At 60.9% G+C, this 21,446-nt stretch carries 37 protein-coding genes and 1 pseudogene; 37 read left to right on the top strand and 1 reads right to left on the bottom strand.

The features are described 5' to 3' along the window. The 37 genes and pseudogenes from tuf to efp form a co-directional block, all read left to right on the top strand. A partial coding sequence (gene tuf, locus P9M14_07345) for an elongation factor Tu (protein MDP8255544.1) occupies positions 1–338 on the top strand: 338 nt, incomplete at its 5' end. Positions 339–363: 25 nt separating this feature from the next. Then, positions 364–675 carry a 30S ribosomal protein S10 gene (gene rpsJ, locus P9M14_07340; protein ID MDP8255543.1) on the top strand — a complete coding sequence of 104 codons (312 nt, stop codon included), beginning with the start codon at positions 364–366 and terminating at the stop codon, positions 673–675. Between the two features lie 11 nt (positions 676–686). Further along, positions 687–1,334, top strand: a complete 648-nt coding sequence (gene rplC / locus P9M14_07335; protein MDP8255542.1) for a 50S ribosomal protein L3 — start codon at positions 687–689, stop codon at positions 1,332–1,334. Continuing rightward, on the top strand, positions 1,331–1,951 hold the full coding sequence (rplD, locus tag P9M14_07330) for a 50S ribosomal protein L4 (protein ID MDP8255541.1): 621 nt from the start codon (positions 1,331–1,333) through the stop codon (positions 1,949–1,951). The genes rplC and rplD overlap by 4 nt, the downstream gene beginning before the upstream one ends. Beyond that, positions 1,948–2,238: a 50S ribosomal protein L23 gene (locus P9M14_07325; protein MDP8255540.1), complete on the top strand. Its 291-nt coding sequence runs from the start codon at positions 1,948–1,950 to the stop codon at positions 2,236–2,238. The genes rplD and P9M14_07325 overlap by 4 nt, the downstream gene beginning before the upstream one ends. A gap of 1 nt (position 2,239) precedes the next feature. After that, positions 2,240–3,064, top strand: coding sequence for a 50S ribosomal protein L2 (gene rplB / locus P9M14_07320; GenBank protein ID MDP8255539.1), 825 nt, complete (start codon positions 2,240–2,242; stop codon positions 3,062–3,064). A gap of 12 nt (positions 3,065–3,076) precedes the next feature. Then, positions 3,077–3,349 (top strand): 30S ribosomal protein S19, encoded by a 273-nt coding sequence (rpsS, locus tag P9M14_07315; GenBank protein ID MDP8255538.1) that lies wholly within the window; start codon positions 3,077–3,079, stop codon positions 3,347–3,349. A 10-nt stretch (positions 3,350–3,359) separates the two neighbouring features. Continuing rightward, positions 3,360–3,698, top strand: a complete 339-nt coding sequence (gene rplV / locus P9M14_07310) for a 50S ribosomal protein L22 (GenBank protein ID MDP8255537.1) — start codon at positions 3,360–3,362, stop codon at positions 3,696–3,698. Positions 3,699–3,713: 15 nt separating this feature from the next. Next, positions 3,714–4,367 (top strand): 30S ribosomal protein S3, encoded by a 654-nt coding sequence (rpsC, locus tag P9M14_07305; protein MDP8255536.1) that lies wholly within the window; start codon positions 3,714–3,716, stop codon positions 4,365–4,367. Beyond that, on the top strand, positions 4,360–4,785 hold the full coding sequence (gene rplP / locus P9M14_07300; protein MDP8255535.1) for a 50S ribosomal protein L16: 426 nt from the start codon (positions 4,360–4,362) through the stop codon (positions 4,783–4,785). The genes rpsC and rplP overlap by 8 nt, the downstream gene beginning before the upstream one ends. Continuing rightward, the gene (rpmC, locus tag P9M14_07295; GenBank protein ID MDP8255534.1) at positions 4,772–4,978 is read left to right on the top strand and encodes a 50S ribosomal protein L29; all 207 of its coding nucleotides are present in this window, start codon (positions 4,772–4,774) and stop codon (positions 4,976–4,978) included. Before rplP ends, rpmC begins: the two co-directional genes overlap by 14 nt. Then, positions 4,971–5,231, top strand: a complete 261-nt coding sequence (gene rpsQ / locus P9M14_07290; protein MDP8255533.1) for a 30S ribosomal protein S17 — start codon at positions 4,971–4,973, stop codon at positions 5,229–5,231. Before rpmC ends, rpsQ begins: the two co-directional genes overlap by 8 nt. Before the next feature lie 12 nt (positions 5,232–5,243). Beyond that, positions 5,244–5,612 carry a 50S ribosomal protein L14 gene (rplN, locus tag P9M14_07285; GenBank protein MDP8255532.1) on the top strand — a complete coding sequence of 123 codons (369 nt, stop codon included), beginning with the start codon at positions 5,244–5,246 and terminating at the stop codon, positions 5,610–5,612. Positions 5,613–5,628: 16 nt separating this feature from the next. Then, positions 5,629–5,994 (top strand): 50S ribosomal protein L24, encoded by a 366-nt coding sequence (rplX, locus tag P9M14_07280; GenBank protein MDP8255531.1) that lies wholly within the window; start codon positions 5,629–5,631, stop codon positions 5,992–5,994. Positions 5,995–6,007: 13 nt separating this feature from the next. After that, a complete protein-coding gene (gene rplE, locus P9M14_07275; protein ID MDP8255530.1) occupies positions 6,008–6,559 on the top strand; it encodes a 50S ribosomal protein L5 in 552 nt (183 codons plus the stop codon). A 13-nt stretch (positions 6,560–6,572) separates the two neighbouring features. Next, positions 6,573–6,758 carry a type Z 30S ribosomal protein S14 gene (locus P9M14_07270; protein ID MDP8255529.1) on the top strand — a complete coding sequence of 62 codons (186 nt, stop codon included), beginning with the start codon at positions 6,573–6,575 and terminating at the stop codon, positions 6,756–6,758. A 17-nt stretch (positions 6,759–6,775) separates the two neighbouring features. After that, the gene (gene rpsH / locus P9M14_07265; GenBank protein MDP8255528.1) at positions 6,776–7,174 is read left to right on the top strand and encodes a 30S ribosomal protein S8; all 399 of its coding nucleotides are present in this window, start codon (positions 6,776–6,778) and stop codon (positions 7,172–7,174) included. A 28-nt stretch (positions 7,175–7,202) separates the two neighbouring features. Beyond that, entirely contained in the window at positions 7,203–7,742 is a 540-nt protein-coding gene (rplF, locus tag P9M14_07260; GenBank protein MDP8255527.1) for a 50S ribosomal protein L6, read from the top strand. Positions 7,743–7,760: 18 nt separating this feature from the next. Beyond that, positions 7,761–8,126: a 50S ribosomal protein L18 gene (gene rplR / locus P9M14_07255; GenBank protein ID MDP8255526.1), complete on the top strand. Its 366-nt coding sequence runs from the start codon at positions 7,761–7,763 to the stop codon at positions 8,124–8,126. A 26-nt stretch (positions 8,127–8,152) separates the two neighbouring features. Next, on the top strand, positions 8,153–8,674 hold the full coding sequence (rpsE, locus tag P9M14_07250) for a 30S ribosomal protein S5 (GenBank protein ID MDP8255525.1): 522 nt from the start codon (positions 8,153–8,155) through the stop codon (positions 8,672–8,674). Then, entirely contained in the window at positions 8,674–8,856 is a 183-nt protein-coding gene (gene rpmD / locus P9M14_07245) for a 50S ribosomal protein L30 (protein MDP8255524.1), read from the top strand. The genes rpsE and rpmD overlap by 1 nt, the downstream gene beginning before the upstream one ends. Position 8,857: 1 nt before the next feature. Further along, positions 8,858–9,304: a 50S ribosomal protein L15 gene (gene rplO, locus P9M14_07240; protein MDP8255523.1), complete on the top strand. Its 447-nt coding sequence runs from the start codon at positions 8,858–8,860 to the stop codon at positions 9,302–9,304. A 1-nt stretch (position 9,305) separates the two neighbouring features. Next, positions 9,306–10,619 (top strand): preprotein translocase subunit SecY, encoded by a 1,314-nt coding sequence (gene secY, locus P9M14_07235; protein ID MDP8255522.1) that lies wholly within the window; start codon positions 9,306–9,308, stop codon positions 10,617–10,619. A 13-nt stretch (positions 10,620–10,632) separates the two neighbouring features. Further along, on the top strand, positions 10,633–11,277 hold the full coding sequence (locus P9M14_07230) for an adenylate kinase (GenBank protein MDP8255521.1): 645 nt from the start codon (positions 10,633–10,635) through the stop codon (positions 11,275–11,277). Between the two features lie 10 nt (positions 11,278–11,287). After that, on the top strand, positions 11,288–12,055 hold the full coding sequence (gene map / locus P9M14_07225; GenBank protein ID MDP8255520.1) for a type I methionyl aminopeptidase: 768 nt from the start codon (positions 11,288–11,290) through the stop codon (positions 12,053–12,055). A gap of 16 nt (positions 12,056–12,071) precedes the next feature. Beyond that, positions 12,072–12,290, top strand: a complete 219-nt coding sequence (gene infA / locus P9M14_07220; protein ID MDP8255519.1) for a translation initiation factor IF-1 — start codon at positions 12,072–12,074, stop codon at positions 12,288–12,290. A gap of 67 nt (positions 12,291–12,357) precedes the next feature. Then, positions 12,358–12,471: a 50S ribosomal protein L36 gene (gene rpmJ / locus P9M14_07215; protein ID MDP8255518.1), complete on the top strand. Its 114-nt coding sequence runs from the start codon at positions 12,358–12,360 to the stop codon at positions 12,469–12,471. A gap of 15 nt (positions 12,472–12,486) precedes the next feature. Next, positions 12,487–12,852, top strand: a complete 366-nt coding sequence (rpsM, locus tag P9M14_07210) for a 30S ribosomal protein S13 (protein MDP8255517.1) — start codon at positions 12,487–12,489, stop codon at positions 12,850–12,852. Between the two features lie 12 nt (positions 12,853–12,864). Further along, positions 12,865–13,260: a 30S ribosomal protein S11 gene (gene rpsK / locus P9M14_07205; GenBank protein ID MDP8255516.1), complete on the top strand. Its 396-nt coding sequence runs from the start codon at positions 12,865–12,867 to the stop codon at positions 13,258–13,260. 9 nt (positions 13,261–13,269) lie between these two features. Continuing rightward, a complete protein-coding gene (rpsD, locus tag P9M14_07200) occupies positions 13,270–13,899 on the top strand; it encodes a 30S ribosomal protein S4 (protein MDP8255515.1) in 630 nt (209 codons plus the stop codon). A 15-nt stretch (positions 13,900–13,914) separates the two neighbouring features. Beyond that, positions 13,915–14,922: a DNA-directed RNA polymerase subunit alpha gene (locus P9M14_07195; protein ID MDP8255514.1), complete on the top strand. Its 1,008-nt coding sequence runs from the start codon at positions 13,915–13,917 to the stop codon at positions 14,920–14,922. 22 nt (positions 14,923–14,944) lie between these two features. Continuing rightward, positions 14,945–15,337, top strand: a pseudogene (gene rplQ / locus P9M14_07190) (50S ribosomal protein L17). Between the two features lie 218 nt (positions 15,338–15,555). Continuing rightward, positions 15,556–16,158 carry a TlpA disulfide reductase family protein gene (locus tag P9M14_07185; GenBank protein MDP8255513.1) on the top strand — a complete coding sequence of 201 codons (603 nt, stop codon included), beginning with the start codon at positions 15,556–15,558 and terminating at the stop codon, positions 16,156–16,158. Positions 16,159–16,221: 63 nt separating this feature from the next. Then, complete coding sequence (locus tag P9M14_07180; protein MDP8255512.1) at positions 16,222–16,857, top strand: hypothetical protein; 636 nt, start codon at positions 16,222–16,224, stop codon at positions 16,855–16,857. Further along, entirely contained in the window at positions 16,845–17,216 is a 372-nt protein-coding gene (locus P9M14_07175; GenBank protein ID MDP8255511.1) for a spore germination protein GerW family protein, read from the top strand. Before P9M14_07180 ends, P9M14_07175 begins: the two co-directional genes overlap by 13 nt. A gap of 45 nt (positions 17,217–17,261) precedes the next feature. Then, complete coding sequence (locus P9M14_07170) at positions 17,262–18,983, top strand: hypothetical protein (GenBank protein ID MDP8255510.1); 1,722 nt, start codon at positions 17,262–17,264, stop codon at positions 18,981–18,983. A gap of 93 nt (positions 18,984–19,076) precedes the next feature. Next, positions 19,077–19,637 (top strand): elongation factor P, encoded by a 561-nt coding sequence (gene efp, locus P9M14_07165; protein MDP8255509.1) that lies wholly within the window; start codon positions 19,077–19,079, stop codon positions 19,635–19,637. Between the two features lie 78 nt (positions 19,638–19,715). On the opposite strand, the gene P9M14_07160 is transcribed toward efp, so the two are convergent. Beyond that, complete coding sequence (locus P9M14_07160; GenBank protein MDP8255508.1) at positions 19,716–21,350, bottom strand: glycerol-3-phosphate dehydrogenase/oxidase; 1,635 nt, start codon at positions 21,348–21,350, stop codon at positions 19,716–19,718. Positions 21,351–21,446: the final 96 nt, after the last annotated feature.

The following is a 21,446-nucleotide window of genomic DNA, read 5'->3' as shown; positions in this document are numbered from 1 at the left end:
AGCGCGACGATATCGAGCGCGGCCAGGTATTGGCCAAGCCCGGTTCGATCACGCCGCATACGGAGTTCAGCTCCGAGGTTTACGTATTGAGCAAAGAGGAGGGTGGTCGTCACACTCCGTTTTTCAATGGTTACCGTCCGCAGTTTTACTTCCGCACCACCGACGTTACGGGCGTGGTGACGCTGAAGGAAGGCGTCGAGATGGTAATGCCGGGCGAGAATACAGAGGTCGACGTCAAGTTGATCACGCCGATTGCGATGGAAGAAGGCCTGCGTTTCGCGATCCGCGAGGGCGGCCGCACAGTGGGCGCCGGCGTCATCACCAAGATCAAGGCCTAATTAACAGACAGGAGCGTCAGGGCAGATGGAGAATCAGCGAATTCGCATTCGCCTCAAGGCTTACGATCACAAGTTGCTTGACAAGTCGGCTCAAGAGATAGCCGAGGCTGCCAAGCGTACGGGCGCCAGGGTTTCGGGACCGATTCCCCTGCCCACGCGGATCGAGAAGTTCTGCGTACTGCGCTCACCCCACATTGACAAGAAGAGCCGTGAACAGTTTGAAATTCGGACTCACAAAAGGCTGATCGAGATCTTCGAGACCAACCAGGCGACAATGGACGCCATGGGTAAGCTCGAGCTCGCCGCCGGCGTGAGCGTCGATATCAAGCTGATCTGAGGAGCGCGGCAATGGTTGGAATCCTAGGACGAAAACTGGGCATGACCCAGAGCTACGACGACAAGGGGCAGTGCCACGGCCTGACCGTAATCGAGGCCGGTCCCTGCGTCGTGATCCAGGTCAAGGTCGCTGACAAGGACGGCTACGATGCGATCCAGGTCGGATTCGAGCCGCTCGATCTGAAGAAGACCAATAAGCCGCTGTCCGGACACTTCAAGGGCAACGGGTCGAAAACGGCCTATCGCGTGCTGCGCGAGTTCCGCGTGGACGATCCCAGCGCCTTTACGTCCGGTCAGGAGCTCACGGTCGAGCAGTTCAAGCCCGGCCAGCTGCTGGACATCATCGGCACGAGCAAGGGCAAGGGATTCGCTGGAACGATCAAGCGGCATCACTTCCACCGTGGACCGATGACTCACGGCTCGCACAACAAGCGTCCGCCGGGATCGATCGGCAACTCAGCGTGGCCCAGCCGCGTGGTCAAGGGACGCAAGATGCCCGGTCAGCTGGGCAACAAGCGCTCCACGGTGCCGATGGTCCGCGTGTTTTCCATCGACGCCGAAAAGAACCTGCTGTTCATCAACGGCCCGGCTCCGGGTGGCCGCAACGGTCTGGTCTCGATCCAGTCGGCGGTCAAGGATCACAAGGGAGATGCGACATGAAAGTCGATGTTGTCGACTCGAGCCGCAAACCGGTCGAGAAAATAGAGCTCGACGACACGGTGTTCGGCGCGGAGGTCAAACAGCATCTGTTGCACGAGGTGGTTGTGGCGCAGCTCGCGGCCGTGAGGGCCGGGACCGCCTGCACCAAGAACCGCTCGGAAGTCAACGGCGCCAAGAGCAAGATCTACCGCCAGAAGGGCACCGGCCGCGCGCGGATGGGCGCATTGCGCACCAACGTACGTCGCGGCGGCCCGGCTCAGTTCGGACCCAAGCCGCGTTCCTTCGAACGCAAGGTCAATAAGAAGGTCCGCGTCGCCGCACTGCGCTCGGCGCTGTCGATGAAGGCGGCCGAGGATAAGCTGCTGCTGGTCGATCAGCTTAAGCTCGACGAGCCCAAGACCAAGGGCTTTATCGAGCTGATGAAAGGCCTGGGAGTAAGCGAGGGGCTGTTGGTGCTCGATCAACGCGAGGACAACCTCGAGCTGGGCGCACGTAATCTGCGCGGGTTCAAGGTGATGCACGTCGACGCGCTGAACGTCTACGATCTGCTGGACCATTCGACCCTGGTGATGACTTCGGCCGCGGCCGAAGTTATTTCGGGGAGGTGCCGGAAATGAGAGAGGGATACCAGGTAATCCGGCGTCCGGTGATCACCGAGAAGACCAATTTGGCCAAGGACAGCGCCAATCAGTTCGTCTTCGAGGTCATGCGCGACGCGAACAAGGTCGAGATCCGCAAAGCGGTCGAGGAGTTGTTCAACGTCACGGTCGTCGATGTCCAGACGATGGTGATCAACGGCAAGACCAAGCGAGTCGGCCGGAATATGGGCAAGCGCAAGACGTGGAAGAAGGCGCTGGTCAAGCTCGCCGCGGGCGAGACCATCGATTTCTTCGAGGGAGCGTAGGATGGCCATCAAGAAATACAAGCCGACCAGTCCGGGACGACGCTTCCAAACCTGCTCGACCTTCGAGGAGATCACCAGCACTACTCCGCACGCGCCGCTGTGCACACCGCTGACCAAGTCCGGCGGCCGCAACTGCCACGGCCGGATCACCTCGCGTCACCGCGGTGGAGGTCACAAGCGGCAGTATCGCGTGATCGACTTCAAACGAAACAAGCTCAACGTGCCGGCCAAGGTCGCGACGATCGAGTACGACCCGAATCGTTCGTGCCGCATCGCGCTGCTGCACTACGTCGACGGCGAGAAGCGCTACATCCTGGCGCCGAACAAACTCAACGTCGGCGACGTGGTAACCGCGGGACCCGAATCGGACATCAAGCCGGGCAACGCCCTGCCGATGGCCGACATCCCGGCTGGCACTTGGGTGCACAACGTCGAGATGAAACCGGGCAAGGGCGGACAGATCGCGCGCTCGGCTGGCAACTATGCGCAGATCGTGGCCAAGGAGGGCGGCATGGTGCTGCTCAAGCTGCCATCGGGTGAGCAACGACGCTTCCCCGAGAGCTGCTGCGCCACGATCGGCCAGGTCGGCAACACTGACCACGAGAACATCACCTGGGGCAAGGCCGGACGCTCGCGCTGGCTGGGGGTCAGGCCGCTGACCCGCGGAACAGCGCGCAACCCGGTCGATCATCCTCACGGCGGCGGCGAGGGGCGTACCAAGGGCGGACGCCATCCGGTCACACCGTGGGGCGTCCCGACCAAGGGTCACCGTACGCGCAAGAATCACGCGTCGGACAAATACATCGTTAGACGGCGCAAGGCCTAAGGGGGAGCACAGATGCCCCGATCGGTAAAGAAGGGACCTTTCGTTGACAATCATCTGCTGGAGAAGGTCCAGCGGATGGGCGACAGCGGCGAACGCAGGGTGATCCGTACTTGGTCGCGCCGCAGCACGATCTTGCCGGAGTTTGTCGGTTTCACCTTTGCAGTGCACAACGGCAAGAAATTCGTGCCGGTATTCGTGACCGAGAACATGGTCGGTCACAAGCTGGGCGAATTCTCGCCTACTCGGATGTTCCACGGTCACGCCGGCGACCGTAAGAGCAAGTAGGAGCGAAGACGTGGATATCAGGTCCAGAGGCCGCTTCATCCGTTTCTCAGCCCGCAAGGGCCGAGACGTAGCGCGGCTGATACGGGGCAAGGACGTGGAACAGGCGCGCAACACGTTGTCGTTCACCAACAAGTCCGCTGCCCGGGCGTTGAATAAGGTGCTCAACTCGGCGCTGTCCAACGCAAGGCAGCGCGAGGGAGTCGACGTGGACAACCTCTTCGTCAAGACCGTAATGGTCGACGAGGGCCCGACGCTCAAGCGCTTTCGCGCGCGGGCAATGGGGCGCGGCAATCGGATTAACAAGCGTACCTGTCACATCACCGTGGTTCTCGATGAACGCACGGCGTAGCGCTGGAGGGTAACCTTGGGCCAGAAGACACATCCGACCGGCTTCCGCTTGGGAGTGATCAAGGACTGGAACTCGCGCTGGTTCGCCGAGAGGGACCAGTACCGTAAGTTCCTGCACGAGGATCTCAAGCTTCGGCGCTATTTAAAGCAGAAGCTGGAGAACGCGGCGGTCAGCAGGATCGAGATCGAACGCCACTCGGGCAAGATCGACGTGATCATTTACACGGCGCGTCCCGGCATCATCATCGGCAAGAAGGGGTCCGAAGTCGACCTGCTGGGCAAGCGCCTACAGGCGATGACCGACCTGCCGTTGAACGTCAAGATTCGCGAGGTGCGGCGGGCAGAGACCGACGCGCAGCTTGTGGCCGAGAACGTCGGCAGCCAGCTGGTGCGGCGCATCGCCTTCCGTAGGGCGATGAAGCGCGCGGTGACCCAGGCGATGAAGATGGGCGCCAAGGGCGTGCGCGTTGCCTGCGCCGGCCGCCTGGGTGGGACCGAGATGTCCCGCCGCGAGTGGTACCGCGAGGGACGCGTTCCGCTGCATACCCTGCGCGCCGACATCGACTACGGCTTTTTCCGCGCCAAGACGACCTACGGTGTGATCGGCATCAAGGTCTGGATCTACAACGGCGACGTAGCCACCAAGGGGGGGGCGCTGCCCCATGCTTAGTCCGAAGAAAGTAAAACATCGCAAGGTGCAGAAAGGCCGGATGCCCGGTCAGGCCAAGGGCGGCACGGATCTGAACTTCGGCGCCTACGGTCTCAAGGCGATTGATTGCGGTTTTCTGTCCGCGCGTCAGATCGAGGCCGCGCGCGTGGCGATGACTCGTTTCATCAAGCGCGGCGGACGGATCTGGATCCGCATTTTCCCGGACAAGCCGCTGACCAAAAAACCGGCCGAGACCCGGATGGGCAAGGGCAAGGGCTCGCCCGAGTACTGGGTGGCGGTCATCCGACCCGGCAAGATTTTATACGAGATGGAAGGGGTCAACGAGGAGACGGCGCGCGAGGCCTTCCGCCTGGCCGCCCACAAGCTGCCCCTGAAGACTCGATTCGTTACGCGGGAGGGGTTCTATGAAGCCCAGTGAGCTGCGTGCGCTGTCCGATGACGAACTGCGGCAGAAGGAAGAGGACCTCAAGAGCGAGTACTTCAACCTGCGCTTCCAGTATTTCACCGGACAGCTGGAGAATACAGCGCGGATGAAGGGCGTACGCAAGGACATCGCTCGGGTCAAGTGCCTATTGGGCGAGCTGGAGCCTACGGAGAACAGGGATGAATAGCCAACGCGGGAAACGCAAGACGATCGTCGGCGTCGTCACGTCGGACAAGATGGACAAGACCGTGGTGGTCCAGACCTCGAGGTTGACCAAGCACGCCCTCTACGGCAAGTACGTCCGCCGCCGGAAAAAAGTCAAAGCGCACGACGAGACGAACACATGCCGCGTGGGAGACCGCGTGAGCCTGATCGAGTCCCGGCCGTTGAGCAAGGACAAACGCTGGCGCGTATCGAGCGTCATTGAACGCGCTCAGTAATCGGAGACCGCAATGATCCAAATGCAGACCAGGCTCAGTGTGGCCGACAATTCGGGGGCGAAGAAAGTCCAGTGCATCAAGGTGCTCGGCGGCTCCAAGCGCCGTTACGCCACGCTGGGCGATATCATCGTCGTCTCGGTTAAAGAGGCGATCCCCGGCGCTAAGGTCAAGAAGGGCGACGTGGTTAGAGCCGTGATCGTACGCGTGGCCAAGAACGTCGGCCGCCCCGACGGCTCCTACATTCGTTTCGACGAGAACAGCGCGGTGCTGATCAACAACGTCAAAGAGCCGATCGGCACGCGCATTTTCGGCCCGGTCGCCAGGGAACTGCGGGCCAAGCGCTTTATGAAGATCATCTCCCTGGCGCCCGAAGTGCTGTAGGGCTGGAGAAACACCGATGGCCAAGAAAACAATAGCCGAACGTAAATCGTTCAAGATCAGAAACAAAGACGTTGTGATGATCGTTGCGGGCAAAGAGCGCGGCAGCCGCGCCGCCAAGACCAAGCGCGGCAAGGTGCTGCGGGTGATGCCCGATAAGGAACGAGTGCTGGTGGAGCGTTTGAACTTCATCAAGCGTCATTCGCGTCCCAGCCGTACCAACCGCCAGGGGGGAATCATCGAGCGCGAGGGCGCGGTCCACATCAGCAATGTGATGTTGGTCTGCCCGGCGTGCGATCAGCCGACCCGCGTCGGTTACACGTTCCTCAACGACGGTCGCAAGGTGCGGATTTGTAAACGTTGTAACGAAAAGATTGACAAGTAAGGCGAGGCCGAAAATGGAACCGCGTCTGAAGACGATGTACAAGGAAAAGGCTGTTGATACGCTGGTAAAGCGCTTCAACTTCACCAACTTCGAGCAGGCTCCCAGGCTCGAGAAGGTAGTTCTCAACATGGGCCTGGGAGAGGCTATCGAGAACATCAAGGTTCTCGATAGCGCGGCCGACGAGCTCAAGCAGATTACGGGCCAGCGGCCGGTGATCACCAAAGCCAAGAAGTCGGTGGCTCAGTTCAAGCTGCGCGAGGGAATGCCGATCGGCTGCATGGTGACGTTGCGCGGCGCCCGGATGTTCGAGTTCCTCGACCGGCTGTTTGCGGTCGCACTGCCGCGCGTTCGCGACTTCAAGGGAGTCCCGGACAAGGCGTTCGACGGTCGCGGCAACTATACATTGGGCATCCAGGAGCAGATCATCTTCCCCGAGATCGTCTACGACAAGATCGACAAGATTCGCGGGATGAACATCACGATCTGCACCTCGGCCAAAAACGACGAAGAGGGCCATGCCCTGTTGGCCGCGATGGGCATGCCTTTCCGTAACAAGTCCAACTGAACGCGAGGGAAACGTGGCACGCAAGGCTCTGAGGATTAAGGCTGCGAAGGCGAACAAGTTCAAGGTCCGCGAGTACAACCGCTGTCCGTTGTGCGGGCGTCCGCGAGCCTACTATCGGCGTTTCGATATGTGTCGTATCTGCCTGCGTACGCTGGCTTTGCAGGGCGAACTGCCCGGCGTGACCAAGTCCAGCTGGTAACCGGAGGTCTGTAAGTAATGGTGATGACCGATCCAGTAGCCGACATGCTGACCCGCATTCGCAATGCGGGAAAGGCGCGGCACGAAGCGTGCGAGATCCCGTCCAGCAAACTCAAGATCCGCATCGCCGAGATTCTCAAGCAGGAGGGCTACATCAAGAGTTTCCGTTTTCTGGAGGACAGCCGCCAGGGGATTCTCAAGGTGGTGCTGCGCTATGACGAGGAAGGCGAGCACGTTATCAAGTGCATTAAGCGGGCGAGCAAGCCCGGGCTGAGGCGCTACGTGTCCAAGGATACGATTCCCAAGGTCCTCGACGGCCTGGGAGTAGCGGTGATCTCTACGCCCCAGGGCTTGATGTCGGATAAAAGTGCGCGTGCCCAAGGCGTCGGCGGCGAGGTGCTTTGCACCGTTTACTAGAGGCGCGTAAAGCGATTTGGAGACAACGATGAGCCGCATCGGAAAACTGCCGATCAAAATCCCGGACGGGGTTCAGGTCAAGCTCGACGGCAACAATGTCGACGTTACGGGCCCCAAGGGTAACCTGTCGCATCAGGTCAACCCGGGAATCTCGATCACGATCGTCGACGAGGGCGTGGTTGTCTCTTGCAAAAAAGAGAACGACCGCGTGCAACGCGCGCTGTGGGGACTCAACCGCAGCCTCGTCGCGAACATGATTTTGGGAGTATCCACGGGATTCAACTGCGACCTCGAGGTTATGGGCGTGGGTTACCGCGCCGAGGTCGTGGGTAAAGAGATTGTAATGAACGTAGGGTACAGCCACCCGGTACACGTTCCGATCCCCGACGATGTACAGGTCAGCGTTGAGAAAAACGTCCGGATTAAGGTCGTGGGGATCGACAAGCAGAAGGTGGGCCAGGTGGCCGCGGATATAAGACGCGTCAAGATCCCCGACCCTTACAAGGTCAAAGGCGTCAAGTACGCGAATGAACAGATCCGCCGCAAGGTTGGCAAGGCCGGAGCCTGATCCCGAGGAGGATTCGAGGTGTCAGTTAACAAATCAAGACACGCGGCCAGGAAGATTCGTCGGGCGAGAGTGCGCCGCAAGGTGCGCGGTAGTCCCGAGCGGCCGCGTTTGTGCGTGTTCAAAAGCGCTCGTCACATCTATGCCCAGGTGATCGACGATGTGAATATGGTTACGCTTTCCGCAGCCTCGACCACCGGCAAGAGTTACAGTGCCGGTGAAGAAGGAGGCAAGGTAGGCAACGCCAAGATCATCGGCGAGATGATTGCGCAGCAGCTGCTGAACAAGGGAATCAAGAGCGTGGTCTTCGACCGCAACGGATTCCTCTACCACGGCCGCATCAAGGCCCTGGCCGAGGCGGCCCGCGGCAAAGGACTGGAGTTCTGATGGAAACCGGCAATTCAAGAAATAGAATGAGCACAGTCCAAGAGGAAAGCGAACTGGTCGATCGCGTGGTGAATATCAACCGCGTGGCCAAGGTCGTCAAGGGCGGCCGTCGCTTCTCCTTCTCGGCGCTGGTTGTGGTCGGTGACGGCAAGGGGCGCGTGGGCGCCGGAATGGGCAAGGCCAACGAGGTCCCCGAGGCGATCCGCAAAGGGATCGAGAAGGCCAAGAAGAGCCTGTTCGAGGTCCCGATGAGCAGGGGCACGATCATCCACGGGGTGATCGGGCGTTCGGGCTCGGGGCGCGTGCTGCTCAAGCCGGCCATCGAGGGAACCGGTGTGATCGCCGGCGGCGCCGTGCGCGCCGTGTGCGAGTCGGCCGGCATCCAGAACGTACTGACCAAGTGCCTGGGATCGCGCAATCCGCACAACGTGATCAAGGCCACGGTCGCCGGGCTCAAGCAGTTGGTCACCCCCGAGGAGTACGCCGAACGGCTGGGCAAGACTGTAGAAGACTTGGCCGGTCAGGGCGGGGCAACCGGAGGTCGCTGATGGCTGATAAGCTCAAAATTACGCTGCTCAAGTCCGGCATCGGACGCCAGCAGAAGCAGAAAGATATTCTGGTCGCCCTGGGCCTGCGCCGGCTGAACCAGAGTGTGATTCACTCCAATACGCCGATCATCCGCGGCATGGTCAAAAAAGTGATCCATCTGTTGGCCGTGGAGGAGATCTGAGATGTACGACCTGAGCAACCTCAGTCCGCCGGATGGTGCGCGCCGCAAGCGTATGCGCCGCGGGCGTGGAATTGCAGCGGGCAAGGGAAAAACCTGCGGCCGCGGCCACAAGGGCCAGAATTCGCGCTCGGGCGGTGGAGTTCCCGCCGGCTTCGAGGGCGGGCAGATGCCGCTGATCAGGCGTATCCCCAAGCGCGGGTTCAAAAACCCGTTTCGCAAAGAGTACGCGCTGGTCAAAGTCTGCGAGCTGTCGCGTTTCGAGGACGGCTCGGTGATCGACGCCCAGCTGCTGCTCGATCAAGGACTGATCCGCAAACTGCCCAAACACGGACTCAAGGTGTTGGGCAACGGCGAGATCAAGGTCGCGCTGACCGTCAAGGCCAATAAGTTCACAAATTCGGCCAAGGAAAAACTGACCGCGGCCGGAGGAAAGGTCGAGGAGATCTGAGGTGTTCGGCGCCTTAGGCAATATCTTCAAGATTCCGGAGCTCAAGCGCCGGATTATCTTTACCTTCCTGATGCTGCTGGTCTATCGGATCGGCTGTCATGTGCCGGTTCCGGGAATCGACCTGGCCGAGCTGCAGGAATGGTTTAAGACCGTGGGCCAGGGCGTTGTCGGCATGTTCTCGATGTTCTCCGGCGGCGCGCTGTCCAACGGCTCGATCTTCGCACTGGGCATCATGCCCTACATTTCGGCCTCGATTATCCTGCAGCTGCTCACGGTGGTCATTCCCTACCTGGAGCGGCTGAGCAAAGAGGGCGAGGCCGGACGCCGCAAGATCACCCAGTACACGCGCTACGGCACTGTGGTGCTCTCGGTGTTCCAGGGGCTGATGATCGCCTACAGCCTCGAGCAGAGTCTCGGTTCCGAGGTGCGCTACAAGATCGTCACCAACCCCGGCTGGGATTTCCGCCTGATGGCGATGGTCTCGATGACCGCCGGAACCGCGTTTATCATGTGGCTGGGCGAGCAGATCTCCGAGCGCGGCGTGGGCAACGGCATCAGCCTGATCATCTTCGGCGGCATCGTGGCCCGTGTGCCCGCGGCAATTAAAATGCTCTACCAGAAGATCGTGCACGAGGACTTTCTGCTGCAGAGCATCGCGGTCCTGCTGGTAATGGGGTTCGTTGTCGGCTTCATCATCTTTATGGAGCGCGGACAGCGCAAGATTCCGATCCAACACGCCAAGCGCGTTGTCGGCCGCCGGATCTACGGCGGAAGCTCGACGAGCCTGCCGTTGAAGGTCAATACCGCGGGCGTTATCCCGCCGATCTTCGCCAGCTCTATCCTGCTCTTCCCGGCGACCATCGCCCAATATTTCCAGGATAACGCGGTGGTGGCGGCGATCTCGGACCAGCTCAATCCGGGCAATATGCTCTACTCGATAATCTATATTGCGCTGATTATCTTCTTCTGCTACTTCTACACCGCGGTGACCTTCAACCCGGTGGACGTGGCGGACAATCTCAAGAAGTCGGGCGCATATATTCCAGGTATCCGGCCGGGTAAACGCACGGCGGACTACATCGACCGTATTCTGACCAGGATCACCCTCGGCGGATCGATCTACGTTTCTGCGATCTGTGTACTGCCGACGATTCTGATCCAGCGTTTCCAAGTGCCGTTCTACTTCGGCGGCACCGCGCTGTTGATCGTGGTCGGCGTGGGCCTGGACACCATTTCGCAGATCGAGAGCCACATGCTCACCAGGCACTACGACGGGTTCCTCGGTGGCAAGGGCAAGTTCAAGGGCCGCAGATAGGATTGGTGAAACAATGAGACTGATACTTCTAGGACCTCCGGGCGCAGGCAAGGGAACTCAGGCCGAGTTCATTGTCAAAAAACAGGGGATTCCGCAGATTTCCACCGGAGACCTGCTACGCGCCGCGGTGCGCGAGGGCACCGAGCTGGGTCGCGAGGCCAAGTCCTACATGGACGCTGGCAAGCTGGTTCCCGATCAGGTTGTGATCGGGCTGATCAACGAGCGGCTCGATGCCGATGATTGCAAGCCGGGCTTTATTCTCGACGGGTTCCCGCGCACAGTGGCCCAGGCCGAGGCGCTGGAGCAGATGCTGGCCGACAAGGGCATCGCCCTGGACCACGTGGTGTCGATCGAGGTTCCGGACCAGGACCTGATGACCAGACTTACGGGCCGCTGGACGTGCCGCGGTTGCGGCGCGATGTACCATGCGACCTTCAGCCCGCCCAAGCAGCAGGGTGTCTGCGACAAATGTGAGGGCGAGCTGTATCAGCGCGACGACGATCAGGAAACGACGATTCGCTCCAGGCTCAACGTGTACCACGAACAGACCAGCCCGCTGATCGCCTTTTACGGCGAGCGCAGCAAGCTGCGTCCGATCGAGGGCGCGGGCGGCATCGAGGACATCGCCGGTCGGATCGACGCTGCTTTGAAAATTTAGAGGCCTCGTAATGGGGCGTCCATCCACGATCGTGTTGAAGACCCGCGAGCAGATCGAGAAGATGCGGGTCGCCAATCAGATCGTCGGTCGGGTGCTCAAGCGGATGAGAGAGTATGCCGAACCTGGCATGAGCACTCAGCAGCTGGACGACGAGGCGGTGCGAATGCTCGAGGACGCGGGGGCCAAGCCGGCCTTTCTGGGCTACCAGGGCTACCCGCGCTCGGTGTGCACCTCGATCAACTCCGAGGTGGTGCACGGAATACCGAGCGCAGATCGTGTTTTACGCGATGGCGACCTGTTGAGCATTGACTTCGGTGTGGTGATTGACGGATTCTACGGCGATTCGGCGATCACGATTCCGATTGGCGAAGTGAGCCCCGAGGCGCTGCGCCTGATCCGAACCACGCGCGAGGCGTTGTGGAAAGGGATCGAGCAGGCCTTGGTCGGGAATCGACTCTTTGATATTTCACATGCTGTCCAGTCTCACGTCGAGGCCGCGGGCTTTTCGGTAGTGCGCGACTTTGTGGGACACGGCATCGGCCAGGCAATGCACGAGCCGCCGCAGATTCCGAATTTCGGCGATCCGGGGCGGGGCGTGCGGCTGCGGCCGGGAATGGTCCTGGCTGTAGAGCCGATGGTCAACATCGGATCCTGGGAGATCGAAGTCCTGGGAGACGGTTGGACGGCGGTTACGCGCGACGGCAGTTTGTCGGCGCACTTTGAACATACGTTCGCGATCACAGATCAAGGTCCGGACGTATTAAGCCTCGTAGATTGACGGGGTAGGGAGTTACATGGCGAAGGAAGACGCGATAGAAGTCGAGGGCACAGTGCTCGAGCCTCTGCCCAACGCGATGTTTCGCGTGTCCCTCGACAACGGTCATAAGGTATTGGCCCATATCTCGGGCAAGATGAGGATGCACTTCATCAAGATTTTGCCGGGAGATCGGGTTACGGTGGAGCTGTCCCCGTACGATTTGACCAGGGGACGCATTACCTATCGGGCAAAGTGAAGTCACCCGTTGCGACCCGTTGCGAGCGGGTCGATCGGCAGTCGCCGACAGGGTTGGGAGTATCGAAATGAAAGTTCAGGCTTCGGTTAAAAAACGCTGTGACAAGTGCAAGATCGTTCGCCGCAAAGGTGTGGTGCGCGTGATTTGCGAGAATCCCAGGCACAAGCAGCGACAGGGATAGCCGAGCGGAGGAGCGATGGCACGAATCGCAGGAGTCAACCTTCCGCGCAATAAGCGGATAGATGTGGCGCTGACCTATATCTACGGTATAGGTCCGACCAGTAGCAACAAGATTCTGGAGGAGGCCGGCATCGACCCCTCGCTACGCACAGACAGAATCGCCGACCAGGACGTGGCCCGGATCTCGACGATCATCGACGCCAAGTTCAAGGTCGAGGGCGATCTGCGCAAACAGATCTCGATGAACATCAAACGGATGATGGACCTCGGGACCTATCGTGGGCTGCGCCATCGGCGCGGTCTGCCGGTCAGGGGACAGCGGACCCACACCAACGCGCGTACGCGCAAGGGTCCGCGTCGCGTTCTCGGTCGCAAGAAGTAGGCGGGAGTATCGATGGCCAAGACCCCCAAGAAACGGACCACCAAGAAGAAGGTGCGCAAGAACATCCCGCAAGGGGTGGCGCACATCCGCAGCACCTTCAACAATACGATCATCACTTTCTCCGACCTGTCGGGCAACACTGTTGCCTGGTCTTCGGCCGGCGTTGTGGGCTTCAAGGGATCGCGTAAATCGACTCCCTTCGCCGCTCAGCTCGCCGCCGAGGACGCGGCAAAGAAGGCCCAGGATCAGGGGATGCAGACCGTCGCCGTCCTGGTCAAAGGACCGGGAGCAGGGCGCGAGGCAGCCTTGCGCAGCCTACTGGGCTGCGGCTTGAAAGTGAACCTGATCAGGGACGTAACCCCGATCCCACACAACGGCTGCCGCCCACCCAAGCGGCGCAGGGTTTAGGAGCAGCACATGGCGAGATATCGAGGATCGGTCTGCCGCCTCTGTCGCAGGGAGCGGATGAAGCTCTACCTTAAGGGAGATCGTTGCCACTCTGACAAGTGTGCGGTCAATCGGCGCGAATATCCTCCCGGACAGCACGGACAGCGTCGCCGGATGAAGCATTCGGACTACGGCATTCAGTTGCGCGAAAAGCAGAAGGCCAAGCGCATCTACGGCGTGCTCGAGAAGCAGTTCCGTCAGTACTTCGAAAAGGCCGACAAGGCCAAGGGCGTAACCGGCGAGAACCTGCTGCGCTTTCTCGAGGGACGGCTGGACAACATCGTATTCAGGCTCGGCTTCTCCGCCAGTCGCAAGCAAGCCCGTCAGCTCGTGCTGCACGGCCACGTCCGCGTCAACGACCGCAAGGTCAACATCCCCAGCTATCAGGTTCGGGAGGGGGACGTGGTTGCGATCAAGTCCTCGAGCCAAAAGCTTCAGGCGATCAAAGATTCGGTCGAGACGATCGTGCGCTCGGGAGTACCGACATGGCTCGAACTCGACACGGATCATTTCAACGGTACGATCAAGGCGATCCCCACCCGTGAGGATCTGGGCGGCATGATCCAGGACCACCTGATCGTCGAGCTCTATTCCAAATAGCCGGGAGGCTGCTAGATGTATAGTGTCTGGAAGGATTTGATTAGGCCCAAGCAGCTCGAGGTCGAGCGCGAATCGCTCAGCCACTACTACGGCAAGTTCTACGCCGAGCCACTCGAGCGCGGATTCGGCATTACGCTGGGCAACGCCCTGCGTCGTGTCCTGATGTCCACGCTGCAGGGGATGGCGATTACCAAGGTTCGCTTCAACGGCGTGCAGCACGAGTTCACCACGATCCCCGGGATCAAGGAGGACGTGACCGACATCGTGCTCAACCTGAAGAAGGTCCGCTTTAAGGCCAACAACGCGGCCACGCGTGTGCTGCAGCTCGAGAACAAGGGCGAGGGCGCAATCAGCGCCGCGGACATCAAGGTCGACGAGTCGATCGTGGTGCTCAACCCCGAGCAGCACATCGCGACGCTGACCAAGGCCGCCAAGCTCAGCGCCGAGCTGACCGTGCGCTCGGGCCGCGGCTACGTTACCTACGAGAACAATAAAGAAGAGGACGATACGATCGGCACCATCGCATTGGACGCCTCGTTCTCGCCGGTGACCAAGGCCAACTTCAACGTGACCAACGCCCGCGTCGGGCAGCGCACCGACTTCGACCGCCTGATCATCGAGGTCTGGACCGATGGCTCGACGCATCCCGAGGATGCGTTGGCCTACGCCTCGAAGATCCTCAAGGAGCAGCTGCAAGTCTTCATCAATTTCGAAGAGACCGAGGACGACGAAGCCTTTGACGATCAGCTGTCCGAGGAGACCCCGTTCAACGAGAACCTCTACCGCTCGGTGGACGAACTCGAGCTGAGCGTGCGCAGCCAGAACTGCTTGAAGAACGCCAACCTCAAGTACATCGGCGAGCTGGTGCAAAGAAGCGAGCAGGAGATGCTCAAGACCAAGAACTTTGGCCGCAAAAGCCTGAACGAGATCAAGGAAATCCTCGTCGAGATGGGGCTGTCGCTGGGCATGAAGATCGATAATTTCAAGCCACTGGTCCCGGAAGAGGAAAAGACCGAGGACTGATCCTCAGGCAACGGAGAACGAGATGCGTCACCGCAAGACGGGTGTAATACTGGGACGTAACAGCTCCCATCGGGAAGCGATGTTCCGCAACATGGTTACATCCTTGTTTAAACACGAGAAGATCCGCACCACCACGGTCAAGGCCAAGGCCTTGCGCGCCGTGGCGGACAACATGATCACCTTGAGCAAGAAAGCCAATGTGCTCCGGGACGCCGAGGACCAGGAATCGGTTGCCAAGCGGTTGCACTATCTCCGTCGCGCAATGCGCGTGATCCGCGAGAAGGCTGTCGTCTACAAGCTGTTCGACGAGATCGCTCCGCGCTTCGTCAACCGCCCTGGCGGTTACACGCGCGTGATCAAGCTCGGCAGGCGCGTGGGCGACAACGCCGAGATGGCGATCATCGAGCTGGTCGAGGAGCAGATGCCCGACAGCAAGCGCAAGTCCGGGTCCAAGCGCAAGCGCTCGAGCGGCAAGTCCAAGGCCAAGTCGACCGCGGCTAAGGCCAAGGTCGACAAGGCGGCCCAGGCCAAGGCCAAGGCCGAGGAAAAGACCGAGGAGCAAGCGCCGCAGCCCGCGGCCGAGTCCGAAGGCGGGGAGCCCGACAAGGGCTGATCAGTCTGTAATTGCGGGGGATGCGTAAAGAGACGAAAATCAATCTGGTCCTAGTCGGACTGTTCGTATTAATCGCCGCCGGCCTGTACACAATAATTTTTAGGCTCGGCGGCGATTCTGCGTCCGGCCGCGGCGCTGGATCGGTGATCGCCGAGCTCAACGCCCAGCGTCGGGTAAGCTCGAACCCCAAGCCGATTCCCGGACACCTGGCCCCTGATTTCACAGTGCAGACCATGGAGGGCGGGCGCTTCGCGCTCTTTGAACAACGGGGCAAGGTGGTGCTGCTCAACTTCTTCGCCACCTGGTGCGCGCCGTGTCGCATGGAAGTGCCGCAGCTCGACGCGCTCAATGCGCGCTTTGCCGACGCGAACTTCGTGATGCTGGCGATCTCCTCGGAGAGCGGATTGCGCCGCGTTTTGCCCCAGTTCAGCTCGCAGTTCCGCAGCCCGCCGCTCTTTGCGCAGGATGCGAACAACCAAATCACGGGCAGCTACCGTATCTCGGGCTTTCCCGAGACCTACCTGATCGACAAGCAGGGGAACATCGCCCGGCGCTTCATCGGCCCCTACGATTGGAACGGCCCGGAGTTCGTCGCCCTGGTTCAGCGGCTGCTGGACCAGTAGCTTGACACCCCTGAAATCGCCTGCATATTCTCGATCACTGTGTGGACGATAATCTGGACACTGTTGATAATTTTGGCGACCGCGATCTGCATCGCGCTGGCGCTGCTGCTCGCGCCGTGGATCGTCAGGTTGCGGTTGGACGCGCAAGACGAGCTGCTGCTGCGCGTGCGTTTGCGTTCGCGGCTGATGCCGTTGCTCAAAATCAGCCGTGTGCTTTATCCCGCGCAGGAGCGGCCGCCAAAAAAACAACGGGCGCCCAAGGCTGCCAAGCCCAGCCCGTCACAGGGACTGGCGCAACGGCTCAGCTCGGCCCGCGAAAGTTGGAGCCGTTCCGGGCCCTACCTGCGTTTTGCGCGGCGACACGTGCTGCCCCAAATTCTCTCGCGGATCAATCGTCTGTTCTCAATCGTGGGGATTGGACAGGCCCGGCTCGATCTGGACGTCGGGCTGGACGACCCGGAGTTCAACGGCTATCTTTGCGCTGTTCGCGGCGTGCTGCTGCCGTATCTGCCGCAGCTTGACGGGCTGCGTGTGGACTTCGGCGAGGCGGTGTTCGAGGGCGACGCGGAACTGGGAATTGTGGTGCGGCCCTACAAACTTGCGGTGTTCGTGCCGGCTGTGCTGATCGGCACGGTCGGTTCGCTGATCTCAACCGGATTCGATTACCTACGCAGGGAGATGTGGAGATGGACAAGATAATCGAAAGCGCCATGGAGCAGATGCGTTCGATGGTCAAGTCGGACACGATTCTTGGCGAGCCGTTGCGCATGGGCGAGGACATAATGATCATCCCGGTGTGCAAGATTCGTTTCGGCTTCGGCTCCGGCGGCGGCGACAAGGGCTCGGGCAAATCCGGTTCCGGGTTCGGCGGTGCGGGCTCGGTCGACCCGGTGGGATTTCTGACCGTGATCGACGGCGCGGTCTCGCTGATGAGCTTTAAAAATCCCACGGGAACTTTGGACCGCGTGCTGGAGCAGGTGCCGGATCTGATCGAGAAGCTGAGCCGGATCAAACGCGCGGACAAGGAAAAGGACGCGGCCGCGGATAAGCAAGAGTAACGTCGGCTTGGTTCCAAAATAACGATGAAAATGCATGACGGCAGTATGCCGGCACGGATCGCAGAGCGTCTGCGCAGTGCGCCGAACTGGGTGCGCGAGGCGCTGACTTGGTTGTTTCCGTTGCTGCTGTTCATCAAGGTGCGGCTCGATGTGATTTACCGCAGCGATCTGCTGTTGCACGGCGAGGAGGAGCTGTTTCAGGGCCTGCTCGGGCATCACCTGATCCACGGTCGGCTGGCGCCGTTCATCGTCTACCAGCATTCCCAAGACGCCGGCGGCACCCTGCACACCGGGCTGCTTTCGTACATCCCGTTCTCGTTTCTCGACCCGACATACGTCACGCTTAAGCTGGTGCCGCTGGGCGTGGGCGTACTGATCCTGCTGGCCTGGATGCTGCTGGCGCGTCTGGCCTGGGGCCGCATCGGAGCGCTGATCTTCGGCGTGTTGCTCGCGGTGCTGCCGGACTACCTGCTGCGCCGCGGGCTGTTCGCCTTTGGCAACCACCACGACCTGAACCTGCTGATCGGCCTGATGTACCTCTCGTTTTTTGCCATGGTCTCCAGCGGGCCGGGCAGACTCAGACAGCCGTTGTTCGCGGCGCTGTTCGGCCTAAGTCTGGGCTACGCGCTGTACATCGACCTCTCGGTGCTGCCGTTTTTGCCGCTGTTCGCGGTGATGTTCTGGACCGTGGGCCTGCGACGGATCAGGCTGATCTCGTACCTGGCGATGATCGTGGCCTGGCGAGTGGGATTCCATCTGTGGTACGCCTCGCACACCAGCCACAACTTTATCCATTACCTGCGGACCTTCATGTCCCAAGGGGTCCCTTGGGGCGTTGAGGACAATCCGCAAGCGCAATGGACGCTGGCCAGCCTTGGCGAGGTCACGCGCTTTTCCTCGTCGGGAACGGCCAACGCGCTGTTCCTGTTGTGGCTCGGCGCATCGTGCGCGCTGGTGATCTGGTTCAATCGGTTTCGGGTCGCGGACGCAATCAAAGCGCTCTCGCCGTTGCCGCGCCATAAACTGGCCGAGCCGCTGGACTGGCGCGAGCTGGCGTTCGCGGCCTCGGTAATAAGCTTTGCGCTGAGCTTCCTGATCTTTACCCGCGGCCAGGCCGGGAACCCGGACCTGATCCGCTATTGGACAGCGCTGTACACCACGATGATCGTCTGCCAGACCCAGGGGCTGTTGTTGCTGATCCGCCACCGGCTGCGCTGGGTCTCGCGCTCGGGCATGATTCTGGCCGGCGTGATGGCGCTACTGATGTACAACGCGATCCCCGAGGTGCACTTCGACCAGGACACGTCCGAGGACATGCTGGTGCCCGGATACTCCTACTTCTACTTCACCGGCAACCTGCTGGCGCACTACGAGATGCCGATCGATCAGGCGTTGTTCTCCGACCTCAACGTCGGAGGATTCTTCTCGGGGCAGAAGGCGTTTCTCGAGGGCGTGGCCATCGGCGTGGGCGCGCTTACCGGCTTTGACGCCCAGGGGCACTTCGAATTGGCGCGCGGCTACCAGCGCGAAAAACAACGGCGCGTGTTCGAGGGGATCGGTTTCGCGCACAGTCTGTGCGTAATGAAGTGGCGCAACCCGCAAGGCGAGCTGCCGCCGCTGAGTCCCGAGGAGCAGCAGTGGGTGCGCTGGGGAGAGAAGCGCTTTATCGAACAGCTCGGACGGGCCAAGCTGATCGACCGCACCCGCGACCGGCTCAAAGACGCCTACTACCTGGTGCAGACCCCGCAACAAGCGTCCGAGGAGTGACCCGGGCTTGAGCGCGCGGGCCGCTGCGGGTAAGATACCTCTCCCTTTAAGCTCCCATTGCTGGGATAGTTCGTTCAAGGAGAAGGCAACGCAATGAAGATGACCGCCACCAGGATCAGGGCCGGGAACGTAATCGACTACAAAGGCGAGCCCTATCGCATCCTGCAGATGACGCACATCACGCCGGGCAAGGGCAACGCCGTGGTCCAGGTTAAAATGCGCAACCTGATTTCCGGTGTGCAGACCGAGGAGCGCTTTCGCTCGACCGATACGGTGGAGCGGGCGATGCTCGAGACCAAGGAACTGCAGTACCTCTACAAGCAGGGCGACCGCTACGTGTTGATGGACACCTCGACCTACGAGATGACCGAGCTGGACGAGGAGGCGATGGGCGACGCGGTGCTGTTCATCAAGCCCGACGCGATGATCCAGGCCCAGCTCTACGCCGAGCGGATCATCGGCATCGATCCGCCGGCCAAGGTCGAGCTAGAGGTGATCGAGACCGATCCGCCGCTCAAGGGCGCGACCGCCGCCAACTCGCCAAAACCGGCCAAGCTCGAGACCGGCCTGGTGGTCACGGTGCCCTCATTCATCGCGGTCGGAACGATGATCCGCGTGGACACTGAAAAGCGCGAGTATGTCGAGCGCGTCTGATCTCAAGTTAAAACGTCGATAAGAAAACGGGGTCCCGGTTTTCCGGGGCCCCGTTGTTTATGCGGTTTGTTTTGAAACTCAGTCGGGTTTGATTCCCTGGTGGCTGAACTCGTCGCGCGCCGCTGCCAGCTCCTCGGCCTTGCGTTGCTCGTCCCAACCCAGTTCCGCTGCGGTCAGCTCGGCGCAGGTCTCCAGCGCCTGAGCGCCCGGATCACCGGCAGTTCCGATCTCGGTGCGGCGCATCAGCACATCGGCTAAAGTTTGAGCCATCTCCTCGCGCACCGCGTGCACCACCTCGCATTTGAGGTCCAACCGTCCGGGCCCGATCGGCTCGAGCAGCGAGGGGTCGGCGTCGGCGTGCGCCAGCACGCGGCCCAGTGCCGAGCCGTGGAGCCGGGCCAGGTGCTCGAGTTGTTCGCCGGAAAGTCCGTGGGGATGCTCGCGCTTAAGGTCGGCCAGGAATCCGGCCCAGGTCGGGATATCGCCGCCGAACAGTCGGGTCTGGTCGGTACGGCACGGCGGCAGCTCACGGCCCAGTTTGTTGCCGACCATGTCGACCATGCTGCGCGCCAGGTTGCGGCTGGTGGTGTACTTGCCGCCGATCACCGTGACGTGTCCCTCGATACCGTTCTCCTTGGCGTCGTCATAGATCTCGTACTTGCGGCTGGCGGAGTAGGTCCCCTCGACCTCGGTCTGCTTGTCCACGATCGGGCGCAGGCCGCCGTAGGACCACAGCACGTCCTCGCGGGTCAGTTTGCCGCCGGGGTAGGCGTCGTTGATCTCGTCGATGAACTCTGCCACCGCCGACTCGCTGACCGAGTACTCATCCGGAGCGTCCTCGTACTTGGTGTCGGTGGTGCCGATCAGGCTGTGGCCGCGCCAGGGGATAATGAAGAAGTGGCGGCCGGACCTGGTCGCCAGCACCATCGCATATTTGTTGGAAATCGAACGCGTGATGATGTGGATCCCCTGGGAGCGCAGCAGGCCGTGGCTGTTCTTGCCGTCGGTGGCCAGCCCGAGCACGATGTCGGCCCACGGGCCGCAGGTGTTGGCAGTGACCTCGGCGCGGATCTCGTAGGTCTGATCGCTGAGGGAGTCCTGGACCACCGCGCCTTGTACGCGATTGCCCTGTTTGATAAATCCGACAACCTTGGCGTAGTTGGCGGCCTGCGCGCCGTTTTGCTCTGCGCTGAGCAGGAACTCGAGGGTTACGCGGTCCGGGCTGTACATCTGGCAGTCGTAGTAGAGCGAAGACCCGCTGAGCCGCTCGCTGGACATCCCCGGCTCGAGGTCGATCGAGCTTTGGCGGTTGAAGAATCCGCGGCCGGGGCTGCGGCGATCCGGGTCCTCCAGATTGCCCTTATCCCAGCTGAGCAGGTCGTAGAGCAGCATCGCCGCCCAGATCATCGATCGCCGAGTGCCGGTGCCGCGGTAGTTGGGGATCATGAACGGAACGGGGTAGACCAGATGCGGTGCGATGTATTCCAGGGTCCGGCGCTCGCGCAGACTCTCGCGCACCAGGCCGAATTCCAAATTCTTCAGGTAACGCAGTCCGCCGTGGGCCAGCTTGCTGGTGGCGGCGCTGGTGGCGCAGCCGTAGTCGGTTTTCTCTACCAGCGCGACCTTTAGTCCGCGCGACGCGGCGTCGTGCGCCACTGCGCAGCCGGAGATGCCGCCGCCGATAATTAGCAGGTCGAATTTATCGCCAGACATTTTTTGCAGATCTCTTTGCATCAATTCTCTCCTTATGACGCTCTGCGTCACCCTACATGATGTGCTGGCCTTGGGCAATAATAATGCAAACCTATT

This window comes from Candidatus Alcyoniella australis (assembly GCA_030765605.1).
In the GTDB taxonomy this organism is placed as follows: domain Bacteria; phylum Lernaellota; class Lernaellaia; order JAVCCG01; family Alcyoniellaceae; genus Alcyoniella; species Alcyoniella australis.
The sequence above is the reverse complement of the archived record's forward strand: the minus strand, read 5'-3'. Positions and strand labels throughout refer to the sequence as shown.

Excerpts from the sequence above, each read along its gene's own strand:
- rpmD (MDP8255524.1), top strand. The coding sequence starts at position 8,674 with ATGGCTGATAAGCTCAAAATTACGCTGCTCAAGTCCGGCATCGGACGC.
- efp (MDP8255509.1), top strand. The coding sequence starts at position 19,077 with ATGAAGATGACCGCCACCAGGATCAGGGCCGGGAACGTAATCGACTAC.
- rpsM (MDP8255517.1), top strand. The coding sequence starts at position 12,487 with ATGGCACGAATCGCAGGAGTCAACCTTCCGCGCAATAAGCGGATAGAT.
- P9M14_07195 (MDP8255514.1), top strand. The coding sequence starts at position 13,915 with ATGTATAGTGTCTGGAAGGATTTGATTAGGCCCAAGCAGCTCGAGGTC.
- rplD (MDP8255541.1), top strand. The coding sequence starts at position 1,331 with ATGAAAGTCGATGTTGTCGACTCGAGCCGCAAACCGGTCGAGAAAATA.
- rpmC (MDP8255534.1), top strand. The coding sequence starts at position 4,772 with ATGAAGCCCAGTGAGCTGCGTGCGCTGTCCGATGACGAACTGCGGCAG.
- rplC (MDP8255542.1), top strand. The coding sequence starts at position 687 with ATGGTTGGAATCCTAGGACGAAAACTGGGCATGACCCAGAGCTACGAC.
- rplE (MDP8255530.1), top strand. The coding sequence starts at position 6,008 with ATGGAACCGCGTCTGAAGACGATGTACAAGGAAAAGGCTGTTGATACG.
- rpmJ (MDP8255518.1), top strand. The coding sequence starts at position 12,358 with ATGAAAGTTCAGGCTTCGGTTAAAAAACGCTGTGACAAGTGCAAGATC.
- rplN (MDP8255532.1), top strand. The coding sequence starts at position 5,244 with ATGATCCAAATGCAGACCAGGCTCAGTGTGGCCGACAATTCGGGGGCG.
- rplO (MDP8255523.1), top strand. The coding sequence starts at position 8,858 with ATGTACGACCTGAGCAACCTCAGTCCGCCGGATGGTGCGCGCCGCAAG.
- rpsS (MDP8255538.1), top strand. The coding sequence starts at position 3,077 with ATGCCCCGATCGGTAAAGAAGGGACCTTTCGTTGACAATCATCTGCTG.
- rplF (MDP8255527.1), top strand. The coding sequence starts at position 7,203 with ATGAGCCGCATCGGAAAACTGCCGATCAAAATCCCGGACGGGGTTCAG.
- rpsQ (MDP8255533.1), top strand. The coding sequence starts at position 4,971 with ATGAATAGCCAACGCGGGAAACGCAAGACGATCGTCGGCGTCGTCACG.
- P9M14_07325 (MDP8255540.1), top strand. The coding sequence starts at position 1,948 with ATGAGAGAGGGATACCAGGTAATCCGGCGTCCGGTGATCACCGAGAAG.
- rplP (MDP8255535.1), top strand. The coding sequence starts at position 4,360 with ATGCTTAGTCCGAAGAAAGTAAAACATCGCAAGGTGCAGAAAGGCCGG.
- rpsJ (MDP8255543.1), top strand. The coding sequence starts at position 364 with ATGGAGAATCAGCGAATTCGCATTCGCCTCAAGGCTTACGATCACAAG.
- P9M14_07230 (MDP8255521.1), top strand. The coding sequence starts at position 10,633 with ATGAGACTGATACTTCTAGGACCTCCGGGCGCAGGCAAGGGAACTCAG.
- rpsK (MDP8255516.1), top strand. The coding sequence starts at position 12,865 with ATGGCCAAGACCCCCAAGAAACGGACCACCAAGAAGAAGGTGCGCAAG.
- map (MDP8255520.1), top strand. The coding sequence starts at position 11,288 with ATGGGGCGTCCATCCACGATCGTGTTGAAGACCCGCGAGCAGATCGAG.
- P9M14_07170 (MDP8255510.1), top strand. The coding sequence starts at position 17,262 with ATGCCGGCACGGATCGCAGAGCGTCTGCGCAGTGCGCCGAACTGGGTG.
- rpsE (MDP8255525.1), top strand. The coding sequence starts at position 8,153 with ATGAGCACAGTCCAAGAGGAAAGCGAACTGGTCGATCGCGTGGTGAAT.
- P9M14_07175 (MDP8255511.1), top strand. The coding sequence starts at position 16,845 with ATGGACAAGATAATCGAAAGCGCCATGGAGCAGATGCGTTCGATGGTC.
- rplX (MDP8255531.1), top strand. The coding sequence starts at position 5,629 with ATGGCCAAGAAAACAATAGCCGAACGTAAATCGTTCAAGATCAGAAAC.
- infA (MDP8255519.1), top strand. The coding sequence starts at position 12,072 with ATGGCGAAGGAAGACGCGATAGAAGTCGAGGGCACAGTGCTCGAGCCT.
- rpsD (MDP8255515.1), top strand. The coding sequence starts at position 13,270 with ATGGCGAGATATCGAGGATCGGTCTGCCGCCTCTGTCGCAGGGAGCGG.
- P9M14_07160 (MDP8255508.1), bottom strand. The coding sequence starts at position 21,350 with ATGTCTGGCGATAAATTCGACCTGCTAATTATCGGCGGCGGCATCTCC.
- rpsH (MDP8255528.1), top strand. The coding sequence starts at position 6,776 with ATGGTGATGACCGATCCAGTAGCCGACATGCTGACCCGCATTCGCAAT.
- P9M14_07185 (MDP8255513.1), top strand. The coding sequence starts at position 15,556 with ATGCGTAAAGAGACGAAAATCAATCTGGTCCTAGTCGGACTGTTCGTA.
- rplB (MDP8255539.1), top strand. The coding sequence starts at position 2,240 with ATGGCCATCAAGAAATACAAGCCGACCAGTCCGGGACGACGCTTCCAA.